7 protein-coding genes are annotated in these 26,093 nt (G+C 38.8%); all 7 read left to right on the top strand.

The window, feature by feature from the left end:
• Window positions 1–7 precede the first annotated feature (7 nt).
• The 7 genes from FD723_RS08520 to FD723_RS08490 all read left to right on the top strand — a co-directional run bounded on the left by FD723_RS08520 (window position 8) and on the right by FD723_RS08490 (window position 26,084).
• Window positions 8–6,133, top strand: a complete 6,126-nt coding sequence (locus tag FD723_RS08520; protein ID WP_179064943.1) for a type I polyketide synthase — start codon at window positions 8–10, stop codon at window positions 6,131–6,133.
• Entirely contained in the window at window positions 6,133–9,426 is a 3,294-nt protein-coding gene (locus FD723_RS08515; protein WP_179064942.1) for a non-ribosomal peptide synthetase, read from the top strand. Before FD723_RS08520 ends, FD723_RS08515 begins: the two co-directional genes overlap by 1 nt.
• 83 nt (window positions 9,427–9,509) lie before the next feature.
• Entirely contained in the window at window positions 9,510–11,162 is a 1,653-nt protein-coding gene (panP, locus tag FD723_RS08510; protein WP_179064941.1) for a pyridoxal-dependent aspartate 1-decarboxylase PanP, read from the top strand.
• A gap of 56 nt (window positions 11,163–11,218) precedes the next feature.
• A complete protein-coding gene (locus tag FD723_RS08505) occupies window positions 11,219–15,880 on the top strand; it encodes a type I polyketide synthase (RefSeq protein ID WP_179064940.1) in 4,662 nt (1,553 codons plus the stop codon).
• A gap of 30 nt (window positions 15,881–15,910) precedes the next feature.
• Window positions 15,911–20,536, top strand: a complete 4,626-nt coding sequence (locus FD723_RS08500; protein WP_179064939.1) for a type I polyketide synthase — start codon at window positions 15,911–15,913, stop codon at window positions 20,534–20,536.
• Between the two features lie 59 nt (window positions 20,537–20,595).
• Complete coding sequence (locus FD723_RS08495; RefSeq protein WP_179064938.1) at window positions 20,596–24,711, top strand: non-ribosomal peptide synthetase; 4,116 nt, start codon at window positions 20,596–20,598, stop codon at window positions 24,709–24,711.
• Window positions 24,708–26,084, top strand: a complete 1,377-nt coding sequence (locus FD723_RS08490; protein WP_179064937.1) for a cytochrome P450 — start codon at window positions 24,708–24,710, stop codon at window positions 26,082–26,084. The genes FD723_RS08495 and FD723_RS08490 overlap by 4 nt, the downstream gene beginning before the upstream one ends.
• Window positions 26,085–26,093 lie beyond the last annotated feature (9 nt).

Here is a 26,093-nt window from a genome sequence, read left to right as displayed (position 1 = left end):
CAAAATTATGAGTACTCCCACAGCAAATTATCTCAATGGTTCAGAAATAGCAATTATCGGCTTATCAGGGCGTTTTCCTGGAGCCAAAGATATTGATGAATTCTGGTATAATCTCCAAAATGGCATAGAATCAATTTCTTCTTTTACTGATGAAGAATTATTATCAGCAGGTATAAGCTCATCTATATTAAATGACCCCAACTATGTGAAGGCACTGGGTATATTAGAAAACGCAGAATTATTTGATGCAGAGTTTTTTGGCTTTAATCCCAGAGAAGCAGAAATTACCGATCCACAACACCGAATTTTTCTAGAATGTGCTTGGTCAGCTTTAGAAAATGCTGGATACGATTCACAAAATTATCAAGGTGCGATTGGCGTTTATGCTGGCTCCGGTCTGAATGGCTACTTACTTAATATTTATCTAAATCAAAATATCATCAACTCTATCGATCCTCAGCAACTCCTAATTGCTGGTAACAAAGATTTTTTAACTACTCGCGTTTCTTACAAACTCAACTTAGAGGGGCCAAGCTACGCGGTGCAAACTGCTTGCTCAACTTCATTGGTTGCTGTCCACTTAGCGATTATGAGCTTACTCAATGGTGAATGTGATATCGCTTTAGCTGGTGGCGTTGCCATAAGTGCGTCAAGAAAAGATGGATATCTGTATACAGAAGGGGGAATATTGTCTCCCGATGGACATTGCCGGGCATTTGATGCTGATGCTAAGGGTTCTGTAAGCGGTGAAGGTGTGGGTATTGTAGTGTTGAAGCGATTAGAAGATGCTTTGAGCGATCGCGACACTATTCATGCCATCATCAAAGGATCGGCTATCAATAATGATGGTTCATTCAAGGTCAGCTACACAGCACCCCGCATCGATACCCAAGCAAAAGTAATTAAAACAGCCCAAATAGTCGCCGAAGTAGAACCAGAAACTATCACCTATGTTGAAGCCCACGGTACAGGAACAGCTTTAGGAGATCCTATTGAAATTGCTGCCTTAACACAAGCTTTTCGCTCTAGTACCCAGAAGAAAGGATTCTGCGCCATTGGTTCGGTGAAAACCAATGTTGGACATTTAGACACGGCGGCGGGTGTGACGGGATTAATCAAAACTGTATTGGCACTCAAGCATAAACAGATACCCCCAAGCCTGCACTTTACTTCGCCTAATCCCGAAATTGACTTTGCCAATAGTCCTTTCTACGTCAATAACACACTTTCTAAATGGGAAACAAATGACACTCCCCGACGTGCAGGAGTTAGTTCTTTTGGTTTAGGGGGAACCAATGTACATTTAATTCTCGAAGAAGCTCCGGCTGTGGAGGAGCGGGGGAGCAAGGAAGCGGGGGAGCAGGGGAGAAAATATCATTTGTTAGTTCTTTCTAGCAAAACGGCATCAGCACTAGAAACTGCTACAACAAATCTTGCTAATTATCTGCAAAAGTATCCCGATTTAAATCTTGCCGATGTGGCTTATACATTGCAGGTTGGGCGCAGAAATTTCGATTATCGGCGTGCAGTTGTTTGCCAAGATATTCAAGATGCTGTCAACGCACTTCAAGAACCAAAGCGAGTTTTTAGCAATACTCAGAAAACTCAGGAACGTCCTGTTGCCTTCATGTTTTCTGGGCTGGGAACTCACTACGTTGATATGGCTCTTGAACTTTACCAAACTGAGCCAACATTTAGCACCTCAGTTGACCAATGCTGTGAACTCCTCAAACCCCACCTTAATCTTGATTTGCGAGATGTTTTGTATCCCAATAGAAACAGTGAGAATGGAAATAAGCAAAAACAAAATACTCTCTCTGCTGGGCTAGATTTGCGAAAAATGTTAGGCCGGGGAACGGAACAAGTAGATGTCGCAACTCAAAAGCTGAATCAAACCTTTCTCACCCAACCAGCTATCTTCGTCATTGAATACGCTTTAGCTCAGTTATGGATATCGTGGGGAATTCGTCCGGCGGCAATGATTGGCTACAGCATCGGTGAATATGTAGCGGCAACTCTCGCCGAAGTTTTATCTTTGGAAGACACTTTAACCCTGGTAGCGAAAAGAGCGCAAATGATTCAAGAGTTGCCAAATGGGGCAATGTTGGCAGTTGGGCTTTCAGAGGAGGAAATAAAACCTCTGTTGAACGATCGCATCTCCATGTCTGCAATCAATGGGTCATCGTTGTGTGTGATTGCGGGTTTCCCGGATGCTATCGAAGAATTGGAAAGAAAGTTGAGTGAACGGGGTTTAGTTGGGAAGCGTTTGCAGACTTCCCATGCTTTTCATTCTGTGATAATGGAAGCGATCGCACCGACTTTTCACAATTTAGTCAAAACCTTTAGTCTCAAGCCCCCGAAAATCCCCTATTTATCAAACGTTACAGGTACTTGGATTACAGCAGATCAAGCAACAGATCCTAGTTATTGGGTGCAGCACCTCTGTCAAGCAGTACGCTTTGCTTCGGGAGTACAAGAGTTGTGGAAAAAAGATCGTCCAATTTTATTGGAGGTTGGCCCCGGTCAAGCATTGATCAGTTTCGCATTGCAATGTCTAGAAAGTGACGATAGAGCCAAATCAGTGATGCTCCCTTCCCTGCGGCATTCCTACGAGCAACAGTCAGATATTGCATTTTTAATGACTACATTGGGTCGCCTATGGCTAGCAGGGGTAAAAGTAGATTGGTCTGGTTTTTATGTTCACGAACAACACGGTCGCATTCCCTTACCGACCTATCCTTTTGAAGGCCAACGTTACTGGATTGATGCCAATCCTGAAGCGAATTTGGCACAGCGCAAAGATCGGCAAGCATTAGACAAAAAACCAAATATTGCTGACTGGTTTTACGTTCCTTCCTGGAAACGGTCTTCTCATATAGGAGTAAAATCAACACAAAAATTATCTTATTTGGTGTTTATTGATACTCTCTGCATAGGTTCAGAAGTTGCTAAACAGTTGGAATTACAAGGGCATGATGTAATTACTGTGAGAGTTGGAGAGCAGTTTAGCAAGTTAGGCGAATGTCCTACGGACAGGCTGCGCCAACGCACTTACACAATTAATCCCCAAGCAAGTAGTGACTATGATACCTTGCTGAAGGAACTTGCGATCGCGCAGTCTACTAGATGGCATTTCGCTCATTTTTGGAGTCTGAACCCTAACACACAGGCAGAATCACCCCATCAGTTTTTTGAAGAATGTCAAAATAATGGTTTTTATAGTCTACTTTTTCTGGCCCAGGCATTGGGAAAACAAGAAATTACCGACGATTTGCAAATTCTAGTAACAACCAACAATGTGCAAGAGGTGAATGGCGATGAAAAGTTATGCCCAGAAAAAGCAACTGTTATGGGAATCTGTAAAGTAATTCCCCAAGAATATCCCAACATCACCTGTCGTCATATTGATGTAGTCATTCCTGAATCAGGAACACGCCAAGAAAATCAACTCATAGACCAACTTGTAACAGAACTCACTCAAACCGCATCCGAGAACATAGTTGCCTACCGTGGCAAACATCGTTGGGTGCAAACTTTTGAACCAATACAACTTGAAGAACCAGATCGAGAAAAAATTTCCATCAGGGAAGGGGGAGTGTACTTAATCGCTGGTGGTTTGGGGGATGTTGGTTTAGTGCTAGCAGAATATCTCGCCCAGACAGCACATATCAAACTAATTCTCACAGGGCGTTCAGGTTTACCCGCAAAATCAGAGTGGTCGCAATGGCTATCAACTCATGATGAAAACGACGACATCAGTCGCAAAATCCAGAAAGTGCAAGCATTAGAAGCATTGGGTGCGGAAGTTTTAATTTGCCACGCTGATGTTGCGAATCTCGAACAAATGCAAGCAGTAATGACTCAAGCGTTAAACCGCTTTGGTGAAATTCATGGTGTCATTCATGCTGCAACTGTGAGAGTGTACAACACTGTTCAACAGATAAGTAAAACTGAGTGTGAAACTCAATTACGCTCAACAGGCTATGGATTATTTGTATTAGAAAATATCTTACAGGGAAAACAACTTGATTTCTGCGTAGTCATATCGTCATTAGCATCTGTTTTGGGGGTACTGGGTATGGCTGCCTATCCAGCAGCGCACATATTCACAGATGCTTTTGTACACAAACACAATCAAACAAGTCTTGTTCCTTGGTTAAGCATTAATTATAGCGACTGGATTACTCAAGAATTCCCTGAATCGGCGACGATACCCAAAGGTGCGGATTCGACGATGACGCGCCAAGAAGGTCTAGAGGTTTTTAAACGTGCTTTATCTACAAGTAAGTTGACTCAAATAGTCACATCAACGGTAGATTTGCCAGCTAGCATCAGGAAATGGATTGGACTAGAATTTCGGCAAAATTCTCAACTTGCACCAAAAACCAGTTCTGCTCCATCTTATTTAAGACCTAATTTAGATAATGACTATGTTGCCCCTCAAAGTGAAGTAGAGCAAACAATTGCCAATATCTGGCAAGAACTCCTTGGTTTTAAACAAATAGGCATTCACGATAGCTTTTTTGAGTTGGGCGGGGACTCTGTGCTTGGTATTCAAGTCAGTGCCAGAGCCGCTAAAGCAGGTTTTCGGCTAACTCCTCAGCAATTATTTGAACATCAAACAATTGCTAAACTAGCAAAGGTGGTAAGCACAACCCGAATTGTCCAGGCTGAACAAGGTTTAGTAACTGGCCTAGTACCCTTAACACCTGCTCAACATCAGTTTTTTGAATTGAATCAACCAGAACCCCATTACTGGAACCAAGCAATTTTATTAGAGGTACTTCAATCTCTGAATCTAGCTTGGTTAGAGCAAACATTGCAGCAATTATTAATACACCACGATGCCCTGCGCCTCCGGTTCACACACTCTGAGTCTGGCTGGCAGCAGGTCAACACTAGCCCTCAAGAATTAGTGCCGTTTACACGGATTGATTTGTCGGCATTATCATCCAAAGCTCAAAAATCTGCTATGGAGGTAGCCGCCGCCGAAATCCAAGCTAGTTTGAATCTTTCAGAAGGGCCAATTGTGCGGTTTGTCCTTTTTGAACTGGGTATCAATAAGTTAAGCCGCTTGCTAATTGTCAGCCACCACTTGACAGTAGATCCCGGCTCTTGGCGAATTTTATTAGAGGATCTCCAGACTGCTTATCAGCAAATCAGTCAAGGTCAGGTAATTAATCTGCCACAAAAGACAACCTCCTTTAAGCAGTGGTCTATTCGGTTACAGGAGTATGCCCACTCAGAACAGTTGCAGAAAGAGCAAAAACATTGGTTGAGTGAACGTCTTAAGCAGGTTCCTCGTTTACCCATAGATTACCCTAGCGGTGTAAACACCGTAGCATCAGAAGATCAAATTGTGTTAGTAACTCTCAGCGAAAAAGAGACTCAATTGTTGCTTCAGGAGGTTCCAAAAGTCTATCGAACTAATACACAAGAGGTTTTGCTGACTGCCCTTGTACAGGCTTTTAGACAATGGACAAGCGTGAATTTGTTACTGATTAATCTTGACGAAAATGGGCGTGAGGTAAGTACAGGTAGTATCAATGATGTCGATATATCAAGGACGGTAGGTTGGATTACTACTACTTATCCTGTACTTTTAGATTTGCAAAAAGCAGATAATCCCGGCGATGCTTTGAAAGTCGTTAAAGAACAAATTCGTCATGTTTCTAACAAGGGCATTGACTATGGAGTATTACGCTACCTGAGTCAAGATACAGTACTGACTGAGAAAATTCGCTCCCTTCCCCAAGCAGAGGTAATGTTTCTCTACGTTGGTCAAATTAGTAAAAGTTTGCCTCAGAATTCTTTGTTTAAGTGGACGGAAGAATCGCCAGGGCCAACACTCAGCCCCCAAGCAACTCGGCCTTATCTATTACAAATAACTGTATCGGTTACTGGAGGTCAATTGCAACTGGATTTGAACTACAGCAAGAATATCCATAAACGTCAAACAATAGAAAAATTATCTAACAATTTTGCTAAAGAACTCAAATCTCTCATTACCCACTGTCAGTCTCCCGAAGCAGGCGATTATACTCCTTCTGATTTTTTGGCAGCAAATATCAATCAAGAAAATTTAAGCCAGTTACTAGCTCAGATTGGTCAATTAGACAGGAGTAATTTCTGATGAAACAAAATAATATTGAAGATATATACGAACTTTCACCTATGCAGCAGGGTATGCTTTTTCATAAGCTTGCTGCACCTAATTCCATAGTATATTTTGAGCAAGCTTGCTTCAGGTTACAAACTCAACTGAATGTCTCAGCCTTTCAGAAAGCTTGGCAGCGAGTTGTAGATCGCCATCCCATTTTGCGTACCTCTTTCTATTGGGATAATCTTGATAAACCTTATCAGGTTGTCCATCAGCAAGTAAACTTACCGTATGTATTTCAAGACTGGCGGCAATTATCTTTTCAAGAGCAACAAAAGCAATTAAAAGCTTTCTTAAAAGCAGATGGCGATCGCGGCTTTGAACTTTCCCAAGCTCCTCTGATTCGCCTAACATTAATTCAAGTGGATGATAATACTTATGAATTTGTTTTTAGCTTTCACCACATATTAATGGAAGGATGGTCTGTAACCTGGTTGTGGAAAGAATTCTATGAGTTTTATAATGCTTTCTGCCAAGGTCAAGATTTACATCTAGAACGTCCACGTCCCTATAGAGAATATATTACTTGGCTACAGCAGCAAGACCTAAATCAAGCAGAGGCTTTCTGGCGGCAGAAACTCAAAGAATTCACACTACCAACACCAATTATCGTGGGTAAGAGTTCTGCTAGCTTTTCTGACCAAAAAGGAGGTTATCAAAGGCAAGATATCTCAGTATCGGCTACTACAACAACTGCTTTAAAATCCTTTGCACGCAAGCATCAACTGACCTTAAATATATTAATGAAAGGAGCTTGGGCTTTACTTTTAAATCGTTATAGCCAAGAATCAGATATAGTTTTTGGATCTACATCTTCAGGGCGACCGACTGCCCTAGCAGATGCAGAGTCTATGATCGGACTATTTATCAACACACTGCCATTAAGAGTACAACTACAGAATAATGCTTATCTCTCACCTTGGCTGAAAAATCTTCAAGCCGAAGAAGTTCAGATGCGGGAGTATGAATATAGCCCCTTACTCAAAATTCAACAATGGAGTGAGATCCCCCGTGGTCTACAATTATTTGATAGCATTTTAGTTTTTGATAATGAGTTAGTAGATTACAATCAAGGTGCTATTGCTCAAAGTCTAGGGGTCGTTGAATCTCAGTTATTGGGCGAATCTCAGTCATTATTTGACTGGACAAACTACCCTCTCACCGTGAAGGTAGTGCCTAAATCAGATTTATTGAATCTGTGTATTTCTTATGATACGCATCGCTTTGATAGTGCTACTATTACCCAAATGTTGGGACACTTCCAGACATTATTGGAAAGCATAGTTAGTAATCCTGAACAACGGATTTGTGATTTGCAATTACTAACTTCATCGGAAATAAAACAGTTATTAGTTGAGTGGAATGATACCAAAATAGACTATGCTGAAGATAAGTGCATTCATAAATTGTTTGAGGAACAGGTAGAACGTACACCTGATGCTGTTGCAGCCTTCTTTGAAAACCAACAGCTAACCTACCGCGAGTTGAACAACCGAGCGAATCAACTAGCACACTACCTACAACAGCTAGGAGTAAAACCAGAAGTATTAGTTGGGATTTGTATAGAGCGTTCGTCGGAGACGTTGCCGCAGGCATCGCTCGATATGGTCATCGGACTATTAGCCATCCTGAAAGCAGGTGGCGCATACATACCAATAGACCCCAACTATCCCCAAGAACGCATCGCATTTATACTAGAAGACACTCAAACACCAGTATTACTCACTCAAGCCTCACTACTAGAAACAATACCCCACCACAAAGCTCAAGTCATCTGTTTAGATACCGATTGGCATCTCATCACCCAACAAAGCCAGGAAAATGTCTTCTCTGAAATAGCCCCCGACAACCTCGCTTATGTCATCTATACCTCTGGTTCAACAGGTAAACCAAAAGGTGTAATGATTAAACACGCAAACACAGTTGCAATGTTGGATTGGGCAAAACAAACCTTTACAATTGAAGCTTTGCAAGGAGTTTTAGCATCAACCTCAATTTGCTTCGACCTTTCAGTGTTCGAGTTATTTGTTCCTCTGTGTTGCGGCGGCAAGGTGATTCTAATGGAGAACGCACTATATTTACCAACTCTGCCAACAGCCCAAAATGTAACCCTAATAAATACTGTCCCAAGTGTGATTTCACAGTTATTGAGAACTAATAGCATTCCGGCTTCAGTCCAAACAATCAATGTTGCAGGTGAACCACTTCATCATCATCTCGTACAACAACTTTATCAGCAGGAGAATATACAACAGGTATTTAACTTATATGGCCCTTCTGAAGATACAACTTATTCAACATTTGCCCTTCTAGACAAAGATACTAGCAATATTCCACCGATTGGTCGCCCGATTCACAACACGCAGATTTATTTGTTAGATCAAAATTTACAACCTGTTCCTGTGGGTGTAACTGGGATGTTGTATATTGGTGGTGCAGGTTTATCGCGTGGTTATCTCAACAAACCAGAACTGACGGCCGAACGATTTATTCCCAATCCTTACACGCAGCTAGCAGGGGAAAGGTTATATCAAACTGGGGATTTAGGGCGCTATTTACCAAATGGAGAGATTGAGTATATTGGGCGCATTGACTATCAAGTAAAAGTACGTGGTTTCCGTATTGAACTCTTAGAAATTGAAGCACTGATTATTGAGCATCCTGAAGTCCGAGAGGCTGTAGTTACGGTTGATTCTTCCGAAACAGATTCTCAGCGAATAGTTGCTTATGTAGTTCCGAACTCAGAGCAAACACTAACTATTTCTCAACTGCGCGATTTTTTAGAGGCAAAGTTACCAAACTATATGGTGCCCACTGCTTTTGTCTTTTTGGAGTCACTACCATTAACTCCTAATGGCAAGATTGACCGGAAGGCGCTCAAAGCTCCTGATACAGTGCGTCCAGAATTGGAAGTAGTTTATCAGCCACCCCAAACCGAGGTAGAAAAAACTATTACCGATATTTGGCAAAAAGTACTTAATCTTGAGAAGGTAGGAATTCATGATAATTTCTTTGAACTGGGTGGTCATTCACTGCTTTTAGTGCAAGTTCATAGTAAATTACAAAAAAGATTTCAGAGAGATTTTCTCTTAGTAGAAATGTTTCAATATCCAACCGTAAGCCACCTAGCTAGATATTTTAGTCAGGAATCAAGAGAAGAAACATCTTTTATAAAGCATTCTGAAAATAGGACAGCTTCAGTACAGCGGCGAAAGCAAGCCAGAAAAGAACATCGAGAGATAACAAAAGAAAGGGGAGTTTCATAGCTCGCCAACTCAAACAAACGATTAATCGAAATAGGGTAAATATTAGAAACATAGCCTAGAAAATACCTATTTAAGGAGATAAAATGACATTAAGCGAAAAAGAAATTCTAACCATAAATAAGTTTTCCCAGAACGATCAAGTATTACATTTGGAAATTGGTGAGTATGTAAAAAAAATGTTTACACCTACTCAAGGCAAATCTCTAGAAACGCAGATAGATGAGATAGCCAATGATTTTTCTCAAGAATTTTTAAGCGCAAATAATGCAAATACTAATATTGATATTGACTTAATAATTAGGAATTTTGGTGATAGTAAAATACCTACACAACCTACTGATTTTGAAAGCTATTTTCAATCTTTAAATGAAAATATTATTGCTCATTCAATACACACATCATCACCGCAATTTATCGGTCACATGACCTCAGCACTTCCTTCTTTTGTGCGCCCTTTAGCAAAACTGATGACAGCAATGAATCAAAATGCTGTCAAAATAGAGACTGCTAAGACCTTGAGCTTCTGCGAACGTGAAGCTTTAGCAATGATGCATCGACAAATTTATAATTTATCCGATAATTTCTACATCCAGCATATTCAAAACAATCAGAGTACATTAGGAATTTTGGTTTCTGGTGGTACAACAGCTAATATCACAGCCCTCTGGTGTGCCAGAAATAAATCTTTAGGCGCAAAAAATGAATTTTTAGGCATAGAAAAAGAAGGTTTAAGCGCAGCTTTAAATTTCTATGGTTACAAAGGGGCAGTCATAATTGGCTCCGAATTAATGCATTTCTCTTTTGATAAAGCTGCGGATTTAATGGGCATAAGTACCCAAAATTTGATTAGAGTGGCCGTTGATTCTAACAATCAAGTCAATCTACAAGCATTACGCCAAGTTGTTGCAGATTGTCATGAGAAAAACTTACATATTATAGCTATTGTTGGTATTGCTGGAACTACGGATTCTGGTAGTGTTGATCCACTAGAAGATATTGCAGAGATTGCCCAAGAAAATAATGTACATTTTCATGTAGATGCTGCTTGGGGTGGCCCAGTTATCTTTTCCCAAAAACATCGACATAAGCTTGCTGGTATTGAAAAAGCTGATTCAGTGACCATTGATGGACATAAACAATTATATTTACCAATGGGTATTGGTATGGTCTTTTTCCACGACCCTTATCTAGCTTCTTCAATTGAAAAACATGCTAGCTATACCATGCGTAAGGGATCGTTTGATTTAGGTAAGCGTGCTTTAGAAGGTTCTCGGCCGGGGATGGCTTTATTTTTACATGCTGGTCTAAAGCTGATTGGACTTAAGGGATATGAGTTTTTAATTGATGAAGGAATTAGGAAAACTCAATACATGGCTGCTCGAATTTCGGCAATGCCTGAATTTGAATTGTTGGCAGAACCAGATACTAATTTGTTAATTTATCGCTATATTCCAGAGCAATTTAGAGCAGTAATTGTAAAACAACAGTTCACAGAGGCAGATAATCAAATTATCAACAATTTTAATGAATATTTACAAAAGATGCAGCGCCAAATTGGCCGCACTTTTATCTCACGAACAACAAAAACAACCATCAGCTTTAATAAAGAAATTCCAGTAATTGCCATGCGTGCAGTAATTGCTAATCCGTTAACTACTGAAGAAGATATTGACGCAGTTTTAAATGACCAAATTCAGATTGCTTCTGAAATATCAAATTCATATTTTCTCAAATAGAAATAATTAGCTAAGTCTTAATGAGTGTCTTGAAGTTTATGATAGGATTTTGATTTATGGATGTAGCAAATAATTTTATTACTAGCTTAAATGATAAAGACGAAATCGCTATTATTGGAATGGCGGGTCGTTTTCCTGGTTCAAAAAACGTTGATATTTTTTGGCAAAATCTGAGGGATGGTGTAGAGTCAATTTCTTTTTTCACGGATGAAGAATTAATATCATCTGGGATAGATTCATCATTGCTCAACAACCCCAATTATGTGAAGGCAAGCGCTATATTAAAAGATATAGAGTTATTTGATGCTTCATTTTTTGGTTTTTCTCCCAGAGAAGCTGAAATTACCGATCCACAACACCGCCTTTTCATCGAGTGTGTTTGGGAAGCTTTAGAAAATGCTGGCTATAACTCAGAAACTTATCGCGGTCAAATAGGTATTTTCGCTGGTGTTGCTGCAAGTACATACCTACTTTCAAACTTATATTCCAATCGAGATTTGATGGAATCAGTAGATAGCTACCAAATTTTAATTGGAAACGACAAAGATTTTTTACCTACGCAGGTTTCTTATAAATTGAACTTGAGAGGGCCAAGTATCAATATTCAAACTGCCTGTTCTACATCATTGGTTGCTGTTCATCTAGCTTGTCAAAGTTTACTCAATGGTGAATGTGATATTACTTTAGCAGGCGGTGTTTCTATTACAACACTGCAAAAAACTGGTTATCACTATCAACAAGGAGGAATTCATTCTCCTGATGGTCATTGCCGAGCTTTTGATGCTGAAGCGAAAGGAACTAATGGTGGCAATGGTTTAGGTGTAGTGGTCTTGAAAAGATTAGAAGATGCTATTGCTGATGGTGATTTTATTCATGCAGTAATCAAGGGTTCAGCCGTTAATAACGATGGTTCTTTAAAGGTCGGATATACAGCCCCTAGTGTTGATGGTCAAAGGGAGGTAATTTTAGAAGCTTTAGCCTTAGCTGGAGTTGAACCTGAAACTGTTACTTGTGTAGAAGCACACGGTACAGGAACTATCTTAGGAGATCCGATTGAAATTAAGGCCCTCACGCAAGCTTTTCGTACTAGCACAAATAAAAAAGGTTTTTGTGCTATTGGTTCAGTAAAGACCAATATTGGACATTTGGATACTGCTGCTGGTGTGACAGGATTAATTAAAAGTATTCTGGGATTAAAACATCAACAAATACCTCCGAGTTTGCACTTTCAAGAGCCGAATCCACAAATAGATTTTGCCAATAGTCCCTTTTACGTTAATACCAAATTATCAGAGTGGAAAACTAACGGTACACCCCGAAGAGCAGGTGTAAGTTCTTTTGGTATTGGTGGGACTAATGCCCATGTGATTTTGGAAGAAGCTCCAGTGATTGAAGCTTCCAGCGCCTCCCGTCCTTGGCAATTGTTACTACTTTCAGCCAAAACTAGCACAGCTTTAGAGACTGCAACAGCGCAACTGCATAATTATTTAGAGCAAAACCCTGATATTCCCCTATCAGATGTCGCTTATACCCTACAAGTAGGTCGTCGAGGTTTTGACCATCGCCGCATATTAGTTTGTCATGATCTAGATGATGCAGCGAAATCGCTTCAAGACCCCCAACGTATTTTTAGTTATCACCACGAGCCAGGTCATTGTCCAGTCATCTTCATGTTTTCAGGACAAGGATCACAATATGCAAACATGGGTCGAGAACTATATGAAGTAGAACCAACATTTAAAAAACATATAGATACTTGCGCTTTGATTTTACAACCCCAACTCAATCTTGATATCCGCTCCCTACTTTACCCCAAGGAACAAGATAGCGAAACTGCTTCAAAGCAACTACAACAAACAGCCCTGACCCAAGCAGCATTATTTGTTACGGAGTACGCGCTAGCTCAGTTACTAATGTCATGGGGAGTCCGCCCAGAAGCAATGATTGGTCACAGCATCGGAGAATATGTCGCTGCAACCATTGCAGGTGTATTTTCTCTAGAAGATGCCTTAAAAATTGTGGCCAAAAGAGGACAGCTAATGCAACAGTTGCACTCTGGAAGTATGCTAGCAATTAAGCTTCCAGAAAAAGATGTGGAGTTACTGCTGTCTGCACAGACTTTGTATAAAAAATATCTAGAAATTGCAGTCATTAACAGCCCATCAGACTGTGTAGTTTCAGGAACAAAAGAAGCGATCGCAGCGCTAGAAAAACAATTATCATCTCAAGGAATAGAATCTCGGCAATTGCAGACATCTCACGCCTTCCATTCGGAAATGATGCAGCCAATCTTAGAAGAATTTGTGCAATTGCTGAAAACAGTCCAACTAAATCCACCACACATCGGTTTTATTTCCAATGTTACAGGTAGTTGGATTAGTCAAGAACAAGCCACAAATCCCAACTACTGGAGCCAACATTTACGAGAAACTGTAAGATTTTCCGATGGGATATCCCAATTGCTCCAGCAGTTTGAAGGTGTTTTTATCGAGGTGGGCCCAGGACGGACATTAAGCACATTAACAACACAGCATTTAGATAAAAATGCCAAACAACAGGTGCTAACTTCCTTACGCCATGTCAAAGAACAACAATCTGATCTGAGCTTTTTATTAAAAACATTAGGTCGGCTGTGGCTTTTTGGAGTAGAAATAGATTGGTCGGGATTTTATACTCACGAGCAGCGTCATCGTCTACCTTTACCAACTTATCCCTTTGAACGACAAAGGTATTGGATTGAATCTAAAAATCAAGGGAAAGATACTTCAGTAACACTGGGTAAAAAACCTGATCTAGCTGACTGGTTTTATCTCCCTTTTTGGAAACCTTCTTTACCCCTACCCCCTGTAAAAGAACATCAAGAATTAGCATCTGATAAATCTTGCATTTTGATGTTTATCGATGAGTGTGGTTTGGGTAAACAATTGGTCAAACAATTAGAAGCACAAAACCAGGATGTAATTATTGTAAAAATTGGTGATAAATTTACTAGAGAAAGTGAGTTTCAATATATTATAAATCCCGGAAGTGAACGTGATTATGATGTTCTCATTCAGGAGCTTTTCAAAGAGAATAAGTTGCCAAAAACGATTGTCCATTTCTGGAATGTTACACCTGTTGTTGAGCAAGTATTAGAAATTAAAAAGGTTGATGAAGCTCAAGTAACAGGATTTTACAGTCTGCTATTTCTTGCCCAAGCTTTGGGTAGACAAGGAACTACTTATCAAGTAGAAATTATGGTAATTTCTAACAACTTACAACCAGTAACAGGTACGGAAGTACTTTGTCCAGAGAAAGCTACTTTAATTGGGCCAATTAAAGTTATATCTCAAGAATATTCAAATATAAATTGTCGTAGTGTTGATGTTATACTTCCTCCAGTTGGTAGTTGGCAAGAACAACAACTTGTAGAAAAGTTACTGGTAGAACTGACGGTTATTGATTCGGAAAAACTTGTTGCTTATCGAGGTTCAAATCGTTGGGTGCAGAGTTTTGAGCCTGTGCGCTTTGAGCAATCTAAGGTTGAACAGCCTCGTCTGCGAGAAGGAGGAGTCTATTTAATTACTGGTGGACTCGGAGGTATTGGGCTTGTTTTGGCAGAATATTTGGCTCGAACTGTACGAATAAAATTAGTGTTAATTGGACGTTCTGTTTTACCCCAGAAAGATGAATGGAAAGAATGGCTTGCTAGTCATGATCAGGCTGATAGTACTAGCGATAAAATTCGCAAAGTTCAGGAAATTGAGGGCCTGGGTGCAGAGGTTTTGCTGGTCAGTGCTGATGTTAGCAATCTAGAACAGATGCAAAGTGCGATCGCTCACGCTGAAAATCATTTTGGTAATATTAATGGCGTTATTCATGCTGCTGGGGTTCCTGGAGGCGGTGTAATTCAGCGAAAAACTCAAGAACAAGCAGAAAGTGTTCTGGCTGTGAAGGTAAAGGGGACAGTAATTCTTGATGCCATTGTCAAAGATATTCAGTTAGATTTCTTTATTCTAATATCATCAAATAACGCAATTTTAGGAGGATTTGGACAGGTAGACTATTGTGGGGCTAATGCTTTTCTTGATGCCTTTGCTCACTATAACTATTCAAAACAGGGAAGATTTACTACAAGTATCAACTGGGATACTTGGCAAGAAGTTGGGATGGTGGTAAATACAGGAGTACCTCAACACCTCCAGAAATTACGAATAGAAGAGTTAAAACAAGGCATATTACCTCATGAAGGTGTAGATGTATTTTTACGTACTTTAGGAAGTACAATACCTCAAATTGTAATATCTACCTCTGATTTTTTAGATTCACTAAAATATTACAATTTTTACAAAGAAATACAATCCCTACAACTTTTAGAAACTGTCAATCCATCCAAATCAAAATATCCTCGTCCAGAGCTAAGTAATGATTATATTGCTCCTCGGAATGAAACCGAGCAAAAGCTAGTTGATATTTGGCAACATATCATTGGAATTGAACTGATCGGAATTTATGATAATTTCTTTGAAGTTGGTGGTGATTCTCTCATAGGTATTCAACTAATTACAAACTTAAATAAAGCATTTAATGCAAATATTTCTGTTGCCAAACTTTATGAATGTCCAAACATAGGTTCTATGGCAAAGATTTTTACTCCTGAAGAGCCTCAAGAAAATATTTTTGAGCAAAGACTCATTCGAGGACAGAGAAGAAGACAGATTAAAATGCAAAGCAACTAAAAACACAAGATAATTTATCTTGTTAATAAAATGATTAATGCCAAGATAATACAAGAAGAAACAGCAAATCTAGATATAGCAATAGTAGGAATTTCTGGCCGTTTTCCCAGTGCCAATAATATTGATGCTTTTTGGTATAATCTCCAAAATGGAGTTGAGTCTATTTCCTTTTTATCCAATCATGAATTAGCAGATTTAAATATTGAAGAAGAAGTTTTAAACAATCCAAATTATGTTAAAGCAGCACCTATATTAGAGGGCATCAAGTATTTTGATGCTAGGTTCTTTGGTTACAGTCCTAAAGAAGCTGAAATTATTGATCCCCAACATCGCCTCTTCATGGAGTCTGCTTGGGAAGCTCTTGAAAATGCTGGATACGATCCAGAAACATACAATGGTTTGATTGGGGTTTATGCTGGTGTAAGCACAAATAGTTACTTTTTTAACAATATATACGAAAATATTGACTTACTAAATATTTCCAATAAGTATAGTCTTAATAAAGATTTCTTAGCTACAAATATTTCGTATAAATTAAATTTAAAAGGCCCAAGTGTAGGTATCCAAACTTATTGCTCTACTTCATTAGTTGCTATACATTTAGCCTGCAAGAGTCTACTTGATGAAGAGTGTGATATTACTTTAGCTGGCGGGGTTACAGTTTTAGTCCCACAAAAATCAGGTTATTTCTATGAAGAGGACGGAATTTTATCTCCTGATGGTCATTGTCGAGCCTTCGATGCTAAAGCACAGGGTACTGTTTTTGGTAGTGGACTTGGAATCGTCGTTTTGAAAAGATTAAAAGATGCCATAGCAGATAGAGATTATATTCATGCAGTTATTAAAGGTTCAGCAATCAACAATGATGGTTCCTTGAAAGTTAGCTATACAGCGCCTAGTGTAAATGGACAAGCTGAAGTTATTGTGGAAGCTCTAGCAAATGCTGGAATCCATGCTGATGATATTTCTTATATAGAAACTCATGGAACTGGAACAGCTGCCGGAGATCCAATAGAAATTGCGGCGCTGACTAAAGCTTTTCGTGCTTTTACACAGAGAAATGGTTTCTGCGCTATCGGTTCAGTAAAACCAAATATTGGACATCTAGATACAGCAGCAGGTGTAGCAAGTCTGATCAAAACTGTTTTAGCATTGAAACATAAAAAAATACCCCCTAGCCTGAATTTTGAAGTGCCCAATCCTGAGATTGATTTTGCAAACAGTCCCTTTTACGTTAATACTAAACTTACCGATTGGAAAACGAACAATACTCCCCGTAGAGCCGGAGTTAGTTCTTTAGGTTTTGGTGGAACTAATGCCCATATAATTCTGGAAGAAGCACCTGAAATTAAATATTTTAATGATTCTAGACCTTGGCAATTGCTATTATTATCAGCAAAAACTGATTCTGCACTTAAAACTGCAACTACAAATCTGGTTGACTATTTAAAACAATATCCAGAGATAAATTTAGCTAATGTAGCTCACACTTTAAAAGTGGGTCGTAGAGCTTTTAACCATCGTCGGATTTTGGTGTGCCAAAGTGTTAAAGATGCTGTCAGCGTTTTAGAAACACAGGAGCAGGAACGGATTTTTACTGTATGCCAAGAGCATAGAGAACAGCCAGTCATCTTCATGTTTTCAGGACAAGGGTCACAATATGTCAACATGGGTAGAGAACTGTATGAAATTGAACCGACATATAAAAAATATGTAGATACTTGTGCTGAGGTTTTACAACCTCATCTTAATCTTGATATTCGTCATATTCTGTTTCCAAAACCAGAAGAAATTGAAGCAGCTACCCAACAGCTACAACAAACAGCGCTCACCCAATCAGCATTATTTGTCACCGAATATGCTCTAGCTCAGTTATTGATGTCTTGGGGAGTACATCCACAAGCAATGATTGGTCATAGCATTGGGGAATATGTAGCAGCTGCGATCGCAGGTGTGTTTTCCTTAGAAGATGCTTTAGCAGTTGTGGCCAAAAGAGGAAAACTAATGCAGCAGTTACCTCCAGGAAGTATGCTGGCAATTCCACTTGCAGCAAACCATGTGCAGTTGCTATTGAATGTAGAGACTTTGCCGAAAAATTCTCTAGAAATCGCGGTTATTAACAGTCCCTCTTCATGCGTAGTTTCTGGAACAACTGGAGCGATCACAACACTCCAGGAGCAATTAATTTCTCAAGGAATTGAATGTCGGCTATTGCATACATCTCATGGGTTCCATTCTGTGATGATGGAGCCAATATTAGAAGAGTTTGTGCAGTTGGTAAAAAAAGTTAAACTGCATCCTCCTCAGATACGCTTTATTTCTAATGTCACTGGTAGTTGGATTACAGATGTTCAAGCGACAAATCCCACCTATTGGAGTCAACATTTACGCCAAACTGTGAGATTTTCTGATGGAATATCTCAACTATTAAAGCAGTTTGCAGGTGTTTTTCTAGAGGTGGGACCAGGGCGAACATTAAGTACTTTGACAACACAGCATTTAGATAAAAATGCCAAACAACAGGTGCTAACTTCCTTACGCCATGTTAAAGAACAAGTATCAGATGTTAGCTTTTTGTTGCAGACATTAGGTCGCTTGTGGCTTTTTGGGGTAGAAATAGATTGGTCTGGATTTTATACCCACGAGCAACGTCATCGTCTGCCTTTACCCACTTATCCTTTTGAGCGGGAAAAATACTGGATTGAACCTAAATCTTCATTAGCTTCTTTAAATAAAAAGTCAGCAAAATTAGATCGTAAACAAGATATTGCCGACTGGTTTTATATTCCGTCATGGAAACGCTCTTTGCTGCTTTGTGCATCCTCTGCTCAAATAGAAACGGTACAAGAAAAATGGCTGTTTTTTGTTGATGAGTATGGAGTCGGAGAAAAATTAGTTAATCTACTCAAAAATCAAGGAAAAAATGTCATTACTGTTAAGCAGGGAGAGCATTTTGGTCAGCTAAGTGTTGGTACTTATACAATTAACCCATATAGACATGAAGACTATGATACCTTGTTTCAAGAACTTATTACATCGGGTAAAAATATTCAAAATGTTGCTTACTTATGGAGTGTAAATGAGCTTGAAAATCGTCAAAATAGAGAATATTTAGAATTTAGCAGTTTGCTATTTTTAACGCAGAGCCTTGGGCGTTTAAAAATTAGCAATAATCGCTTCCAAATTTTGGTTATATCTAACAACACTCAAGAAGTGAATGGAAATGAAAAACTAGACCCAAAGAAAGCGGCAATATTAGGTTTATGTAAAGTAATTCCGCAAGAGTATCCTAATATTAACTTTCGGTGTATCGATATTGATTTAACAAATCGCCAAAATACAGATAATAGAGAAAGTTATAACAATATTATTATTGACCAACTTTTAAGTGAGTTAACGGCTGTATCTTCAGACTTAGTTGTTGCTTATCGCGATTCCTATCGTTGGGTACAAACATTTGAGCCAATTCACTTAGAGTCAGTAGATCAAGAAAAAACACCATTGAAAAAACAGGGTGTTTACTTGTTTCCTGGTGGGTTAGAAAGTATTGAAGTTGTAATTGCAGAATATTTAGCAACAAATCTACAAGCAAAACTGATATTTATTGAAGATTTAGATTTCCCTGAAAAGGATAATTTTTTGCACTGGCTGGAAACTCACACTCAACAAGATGAGGTGAGTTGCAAAATTCAAAAATTCCTAGCATTAGAGAAATCAGCTACTCAAGTTTTAGTAATCCGTGTAGACACAACTGATGATAAACAAATTCATCAAAGCTTATCATCTGAGAATCTTGGTCAAATTAACGGGGTTATTTATTCAAGTGGAATAAACCGTGAAAATTTATTTTGCTCAGTTCCAGAAATTGATAGCATAGAATCAGAAGAATTATTTAATTTTCAACTTAATCAGATTACTATCTTAGAAAAGATATTACAGAATATAAATCTAGACTTTTGTATCATTTTCTCTTCTTTGTCTTCCATTCTAGGAGGTTTTGGGTTAGGATTATATTCAGCAGCCAATCATTTCATAGATACCTTTACTAACCGACACAACCAAAATAGTTCTTTGCCGTGGTATATTGTCAACTGGGATAAATTACAGATAAATATAGCCCAGAATCAAAAAATACTTGAACAAATATCTGGCGCAGATTCAACCATTAATTCAAAAGAAGTTGTAGAAGTATTTAAACGCATATTTGCTTTAGATAAAGGTACTCAGATTGTTGTTTCTACAGTAGATATTAAGTCAAGAAATGATCATCTACTTAACCTTGCTTCTCTAGCAGATTCAAAATCTTTCAATCAGCTAGAGTTATCTTCACGCTACTCTAGACCTAAGCTGAGTAATGCCTACGTTGCTCCGAGTAATGAGTTAGAAAAACAAATTACGGAAATATGGCAAGAGGTACTTAGACTTACAGAAGTTGGGATTTACGATAATTTTTATGAGTTAGGAGGAGACTCCCTCATTGCGACTCAACTAGTTTCTAGATTGCGATCGAAATTTCCTGTAGATTTACCGCTGCGTGACCTTTTATTACAAGTTATGATACCAGCGAAACAAGCAGAAATGATTGAAGAACTGATGTTAGCAAAAATAGAAGAATTATCTGAAGAAGAAGTAGCAGTTTTTTTAAATAATTTCTAATTTTTAATACTGATATCTGGCGGTAAGCCAGCTAAATAATTCATAAATAATCATTAACAATGGATAAGCCATACTCTAATTTATCACCTGCGAAGAAAGCCCTTCTAAAAAAATGGAAGGGAGGAAAATTTCAAGCTAATACTATTCCAAAACGTCAAATATTTCAGAATATTCCTTTATCTTTCTCTCAACAAAGGCTATGGTTTATTGACCAACTTTATCATGGGAGTTCTTTCTACAATATTCCTATCGCTTTTTATATCAAAGGAAAACTTAATATTACAACACTTCAGCAAAGTCTGAATGAAATTATCAAGCGTCATGAAGTTTGGCGGACAAATTTTGTACTTGTAAATGGAGAGCCAGTACAGGAGATTGCACCTCAATTCACTTGGGATTTACCTATTATTAATCTTGAGCATTTATCTGGTAAAAATTGGGAATTTGAGGTTAAACAACTTGTAGCAGAGTCCGCAAATAAACCTTTTAATTTAGCTAAAGGACTTTTAGTTAGAGTAACTTTACTGCGCTTGAGTGAAGAAGAACACGTTTTACTTGTTACTATGCACCACATTATTACCGATGGATGGTCTTGTGGTGTATTCCTGCGCGAGTTGTCAACGCTGTACGCTGTTTTCTCTACAAATCAACCTTCCCCTTTACCCAAACTCCTTATTCAGTATGCAGATTTTGCAATTTGGCAGCGCGATCGCCTTGAAGGTGAATTCCTCGCAACCCAATTAAATTATTGGAAACAACAACTCAGTGGTGAACTACCTACACTACAGTTACCCACAGATCATCCACGACCTAGCGTCACAACTTTTGCTGGTGCCAAGCAATATTTTACATTCTCAAAATCTTTGACTGAAGCATTGAGACAATTAAGCCAGCAAGCAGATACTACTTTATTCATGAGTTTGCTGGCAGCATTTAACATATTATTATATCGCTACACAGACCAAGAAGATATCTTAATTGGTTCTCCCATTGCGAACCGCAACCGAGCCGAATTAGAAGGGATGCTGGGTTTATTTGTTAATACTTTGGTATTACGTAATAACCTGAGTGGTAATCCTAGTTTTCGCGAACTTCTACATCGAGTCCGTGAGGTGACTATTGATGCTTATGCACATCAAGATTTACCCTTTGAAATGCTTGTAGAAGAATTGCACCCCGAACGTGACTTAAGCCGAAATCCACTTTATGAAGTCATGTTTGTGTTGCAAAATACTCCAACAAATGTGCAAGAAGTATTTGGGTTAACCTTGCGGACTTTAGAGTTTGATAGTGGTACAGCCCAACTAGATATTTTCCTCTCAATGTCTGAATCTGAAGAGGGATTAACAGGGTGTTTGGAGTACAATACAGATATTTTTGATTCAACAACGATTACCCAATTTATCAACAATTTCCAAACTTTATTGGAAAATATCGTTGTAAGTCCAGAGAAGCGGCTGAGTGAGTTATCGCTATTAACTGCTTCTGAACAAGAACAACTATTATTGAAATTCAATCCAACTCGTACAGATTATCCTCAAGATGTATCTCTGCATCAATTATTTGAGCAGCAAGTTCAACTAACACCTGATTCTTTAGCATTAATTAGCCAATCTGAGGAACTGACTTATCGTCAACTTAACCACAGAGTTAATCAGCTTGCACATTATTTACAAAAACAGGGTGTAACAAAAGAAACGTTAGTTGCTCTATGTCTAGAACGCTCTGTAGACATGGTGGTGGGAATTTTAGCTATCCTCAAAGCTGGCGGTGCATATATTCCCCTTGATCCAAGTTATCCAGTTGAGCGTCTGAATTTTATGCTCTCTGATTCTCAAGCTTCAGTATTAATTAGTCATCAGGAAATATTAGAGAAACTATCATTATCTGCGGATAAAACTGTTTGCTTAGATATCCAGCAAGACGAAATTGCTCAACAAAATCTAGAAAACCCGATTAGCATATCACAAGCTGATAATCTCGCCTATATTATCTACACTTCTGGCTCAACTGGAACTCCTAAAGGTGTTCTTGGCACTCATGGCGGTACAGTAAACGGCTTACACTGGTTATGGAAAATTTATCCTTTTACCCCAGAAGAAGTTTGTTGTCAGAAAACAGCTATTAGCTTTGTCGATTCTGTATGGGAGATTTTTGCCCCTTTACTTCAAGGAATCCCCACAGTAATTATTAGCAATGCGACTGTATTAGACCCGCAGTTATTTATAGATGCTTTGGCGCATCACAAAGTTACTCGCATTGTACTTGTACCATCACTACTGCGTTTACTTCTGGATAATTACAGTCATCTAATCAATAAATTATCGTCGCTAAAACTCTGGATAACCAGTGGGGAAGCACTGTCTGTTAAGTTAGTTCAAACTTTCCGAGAGTTGATGCCATTTGCAAAACTAATTAACCTTTATGGCTCATCGGAAGTTTCCGCCAACGCTACTTATTATGACACCAGTTTATTGTCAGATCGAGCAAATAGTGTCTTTATTGGTCGTCCGATTGATAACACTCAAGTCTATGTGTTAAATCGCGATTTACAACCCACACCTATAGGAGTTGTTGGTGAACTTTATATCGGTGGTGATGGATTAGCGAAGGGTTATTTAAACCGTCCAGAATTAACTCAAGACCGTTTTATTAATCACCCCTTTATTCCCAAAAGCAAACTTTATAAAACAGGTGATTTTGTACGTCAACTCAATGATGGAAATCTAGAGTATCTAGGTCGCCAAGATGAACAAGTCAAAATTAGAGGTTTTCGAGTAGAATTGAGTGAAATTGCAACTGCGATCGCACAATACCCAGATGTGCAAGAATCCGTTGTCATTGCTAGCGATGATGCTCAAGAAAATCAGCGTTTGATTGCGTATATTGTCACACAGAAACAGGATATAGCTGTACAACTGTTGCTATATCTGCAACAGAAATTGCCTAATTATATGCTGCCATCTGCTTTCGTTGTATTGGATGCACTGCCACTAACACCTAATGGTAAAGTAGACAAGCGTTCTCTAACAACTGATGAAGTTCTGCCAATAAATACTACTAAATCCTTTGTAGCTCCTCGGAATTTTACAGAATTATCATTAGTAAAACTTTGGGAAAAGCTCTTAAATACTAGCCCTATCGGGGTAACAGATAACTTCTTTGACTTGGGTGGACACTCATTTTTAGCTGTACGCTTAATGGCTCAAATTCACGATAAATTTGAGTATAATCTTACCTTATCTACTCTTTTTGAAAACCCAACAATTGAAAAATTAGCGATTATTGTTAGTCAGCCATCCCGTGAGAGTTCTAATTCTCCTTTAGTAGCAATTAACTCTTCTGGTTCCAAAATACCTTTCTTCTGTATGCATGGGGCTGGCGGCGGTATTAATAACTATTTTATCTTGTCTAGAAGGCTTGGTGAAGACTATCCATTTTATGCATTAGAACATACCCTAGAGCAAGATATACCTGAAATAATTTCAGTCGAGGAAATGGCAACTCGCTACCTCAAAGAAATTCGTCAAGTACAACCAAATGGCCCTTATCTTTTAGGCGGTCATTGTTATGGTGGTGTACTTGCTTTTGAAATAGCGCAGCAATTGCAAAAGCAAGGTCAAAAAGTAGGTTTGTTAGTTGTTATCGATACCATACTATCAGAAACACCTATTGAACCTAGAAAAGATGACGATGCAAAATTCTTACTCCGCATGGCAGAATCGATAAAAACCAATAATAATATCGATTTTTCGATTCCTTTTGAAGAACTTCGAGATTTGCCACTAAATGAGCAATTTCATTTAGTAAATAAAAAAGCAAACTTTATCTTTAGCGATACAGAAGTTGAAAATTTTCTCCACTATTACAAACTTTTCAAAGCCCATGTCCAAGCCATGCGAAATTATGTTCCCCAGGTTTATCCTGAGTCTATAACTCTATTTAGAGCTAAGGAAGAGATTATTCATGACTTTGACAACCCAGAATGGAGTACTGATGACCCCTTACTAGGCTGGGGTAAATATTCTACTCAACCTATTCAAGCAATTGAAGTTCCTGGCGATCATTTCTCGATTTTCGTTGAACCTCATATTCAAGAATTAACTAAACATCTAAGAAATTGTATCGATAATTCTGTGTGCAATATCAATCAAGGGAGTAAAAAAGACTCATGAAACTACCCCCAAAACCGAAAACACCCTTATGGCTGCTAAATCTGCTATTTGAGGCAGATCCCTTTGGTTATATGGATGCTATTTTCAAACGTTACGGTGATATTGTTACTTTAATCTCTGACCCTACACCAATAATTTATATCAGTAATTCCTCAGGAATAAAGGAGGTTTTTACAAATACAAAAGAAATTGTAGCTAGAGGTGAGTTAAACCAAGATTTTGCCTTGATGACCGGAAATCAAGGAGTTCTGCAACTGGATGGCTTAATTCACAAAAATCGACGCAAATTATTAATGCAGGGTTTTCATGGAACACGGATGCAGGTTTGTGGACAACGTATCTGCGAACTCACAGAAAAGATTATGAGTAAACAGGTGGTTGGAAAACCTTTTGCTGCATACCCGATTGTTGAAGATATTACCTTGCGAGTAGGTCTAGAAGTTATAATGGGTTTAGATAAAGGAGAGCGCTATGACAAAATCAAACATTTATTTGTGTCTGCGCTCAGAATAGGACAGTCTTCTATAGACAAGATTCTTAAAAACATTTTTGGACAACAGAATTTAGGTCGATGGAGTCCACAAGGATATCGCCTTTATTTACGACAACAACTTTTTAAATTGCTATCCAGTGAGATTGAGGAACGACGATCGCAAGCAGATTCTTCACGCACTGATATACTTTCAGATTTGATATTTGCTAGTGATGAATCAGGCGAAACATTAAGTGATGAAGAGGTGCGCGACCTCCTATTATCACCTATATTTGCGGCGGGTGATGCTTCAGGAACCGCGATCGCTTGGTCTTTGTACTGGATTCACCATTTACCATCCGTGCGATCGCGTCTGCTGGAAGAACTCGATAGTCTTGGTGAAAACCCAGACCCCATGCACCTTGTCACATTACCTTATCTAAGTGCTGTTTGTCACGAAGCTTTGCGAATTTATCCAACTCAGTTGTTTACATTTCCCAGATTGGTAGAATCGACCGTTGAGGTGATGGGCTACAAGTTGAATCCCGGTATAGTAATTATTGGTAATATTTATTCCACACATCAGCGCGAAGATTTATACCCCAATCCAAAAGAATTTCAGCCAGAACGCTTTTTAGAAAAACAATTTTCTCCCTACGAATTTCTCCCATTTGGTGGCGGTTCTCGTGTGTGTATTGGCGGGACTTTTGCCCTATTTGAAATGAAACTTGTATTAGCAACTATTCTTTCACATTATGAATTAGAACTAGTCAGTCAGCGCCCAGAACGTCCCAAATTTGGAGGTCTGATTTGTTATCCAGCTAGTGGCGTGAAGATGGTCATGCGTGGTCGGCGTCAAAATCAAAGACAGTCACAACCATTGGTTGCAGGCTTAGTTTAAAACTAACTA

The organism is Nostoc sp. C052, from assembly GCF_013393905.1.
Taxonomy (GTDB): Bacteria; Cyanobacteriota; Cyanobacteriia; order Cyanobacteriales; family Nostocaceae; genus Nostoc.
The sequence above is the reverse complement of the archived record's forward strand: the minus strand, read 5'-3'. Positions and strand labels throughout refer to the sequence as shown.

Bases quoted from the DNA above. Each gene is read 5' to 3' on its own strand.
- FD723_RS08520 (WP_179064943.1), top strand. From the start codon at position 8: ATGAGTACTCCCACAGCAAATTATCTCAATGGTTCAGAAATAGCAATT.
- FD723_RS08515 (WP_179064942.1), top strand. From the start codon at position 6,133: ATGAAACAAAATAATATTGAAGATATATACGAACTTTCACCTATGCAG.
- panP (WP_179064941.1), top strand. From the start codon at position 9,510: ATGACATTAAGCGAAAAAGAAATTCTAACCATAAATAAGTTTTCCCAG.
- FD723_RS08505 (WP_179064940.1), top strand. From the start codon at position 11,219: ATGGATGTAGCAAATAATTTTATTACTAGCTTAAATGATAAAGACGAA.
- FD723_RS08500 (WP_179064939.1), top strand. From the start codon at position 15,911: ATGATTAATGCCAAGATAATACAAGAAGAAACAGCAAATCTAGATATA.
- FD723_RS08495 (WP_179064938.1), top strand. From the start codon at position 20,596: ATGGATAAGCCATACTCTAATTTATCACCTGCGAAGAAAGCCCTTCTA.
- FD723_RS08490 (WP_179064937.1), top strand. From the start codon at position 24,708: ATGAAACTACCCCCAAAACCGAAAACACCCTTATGGCTGCTAAATCTG.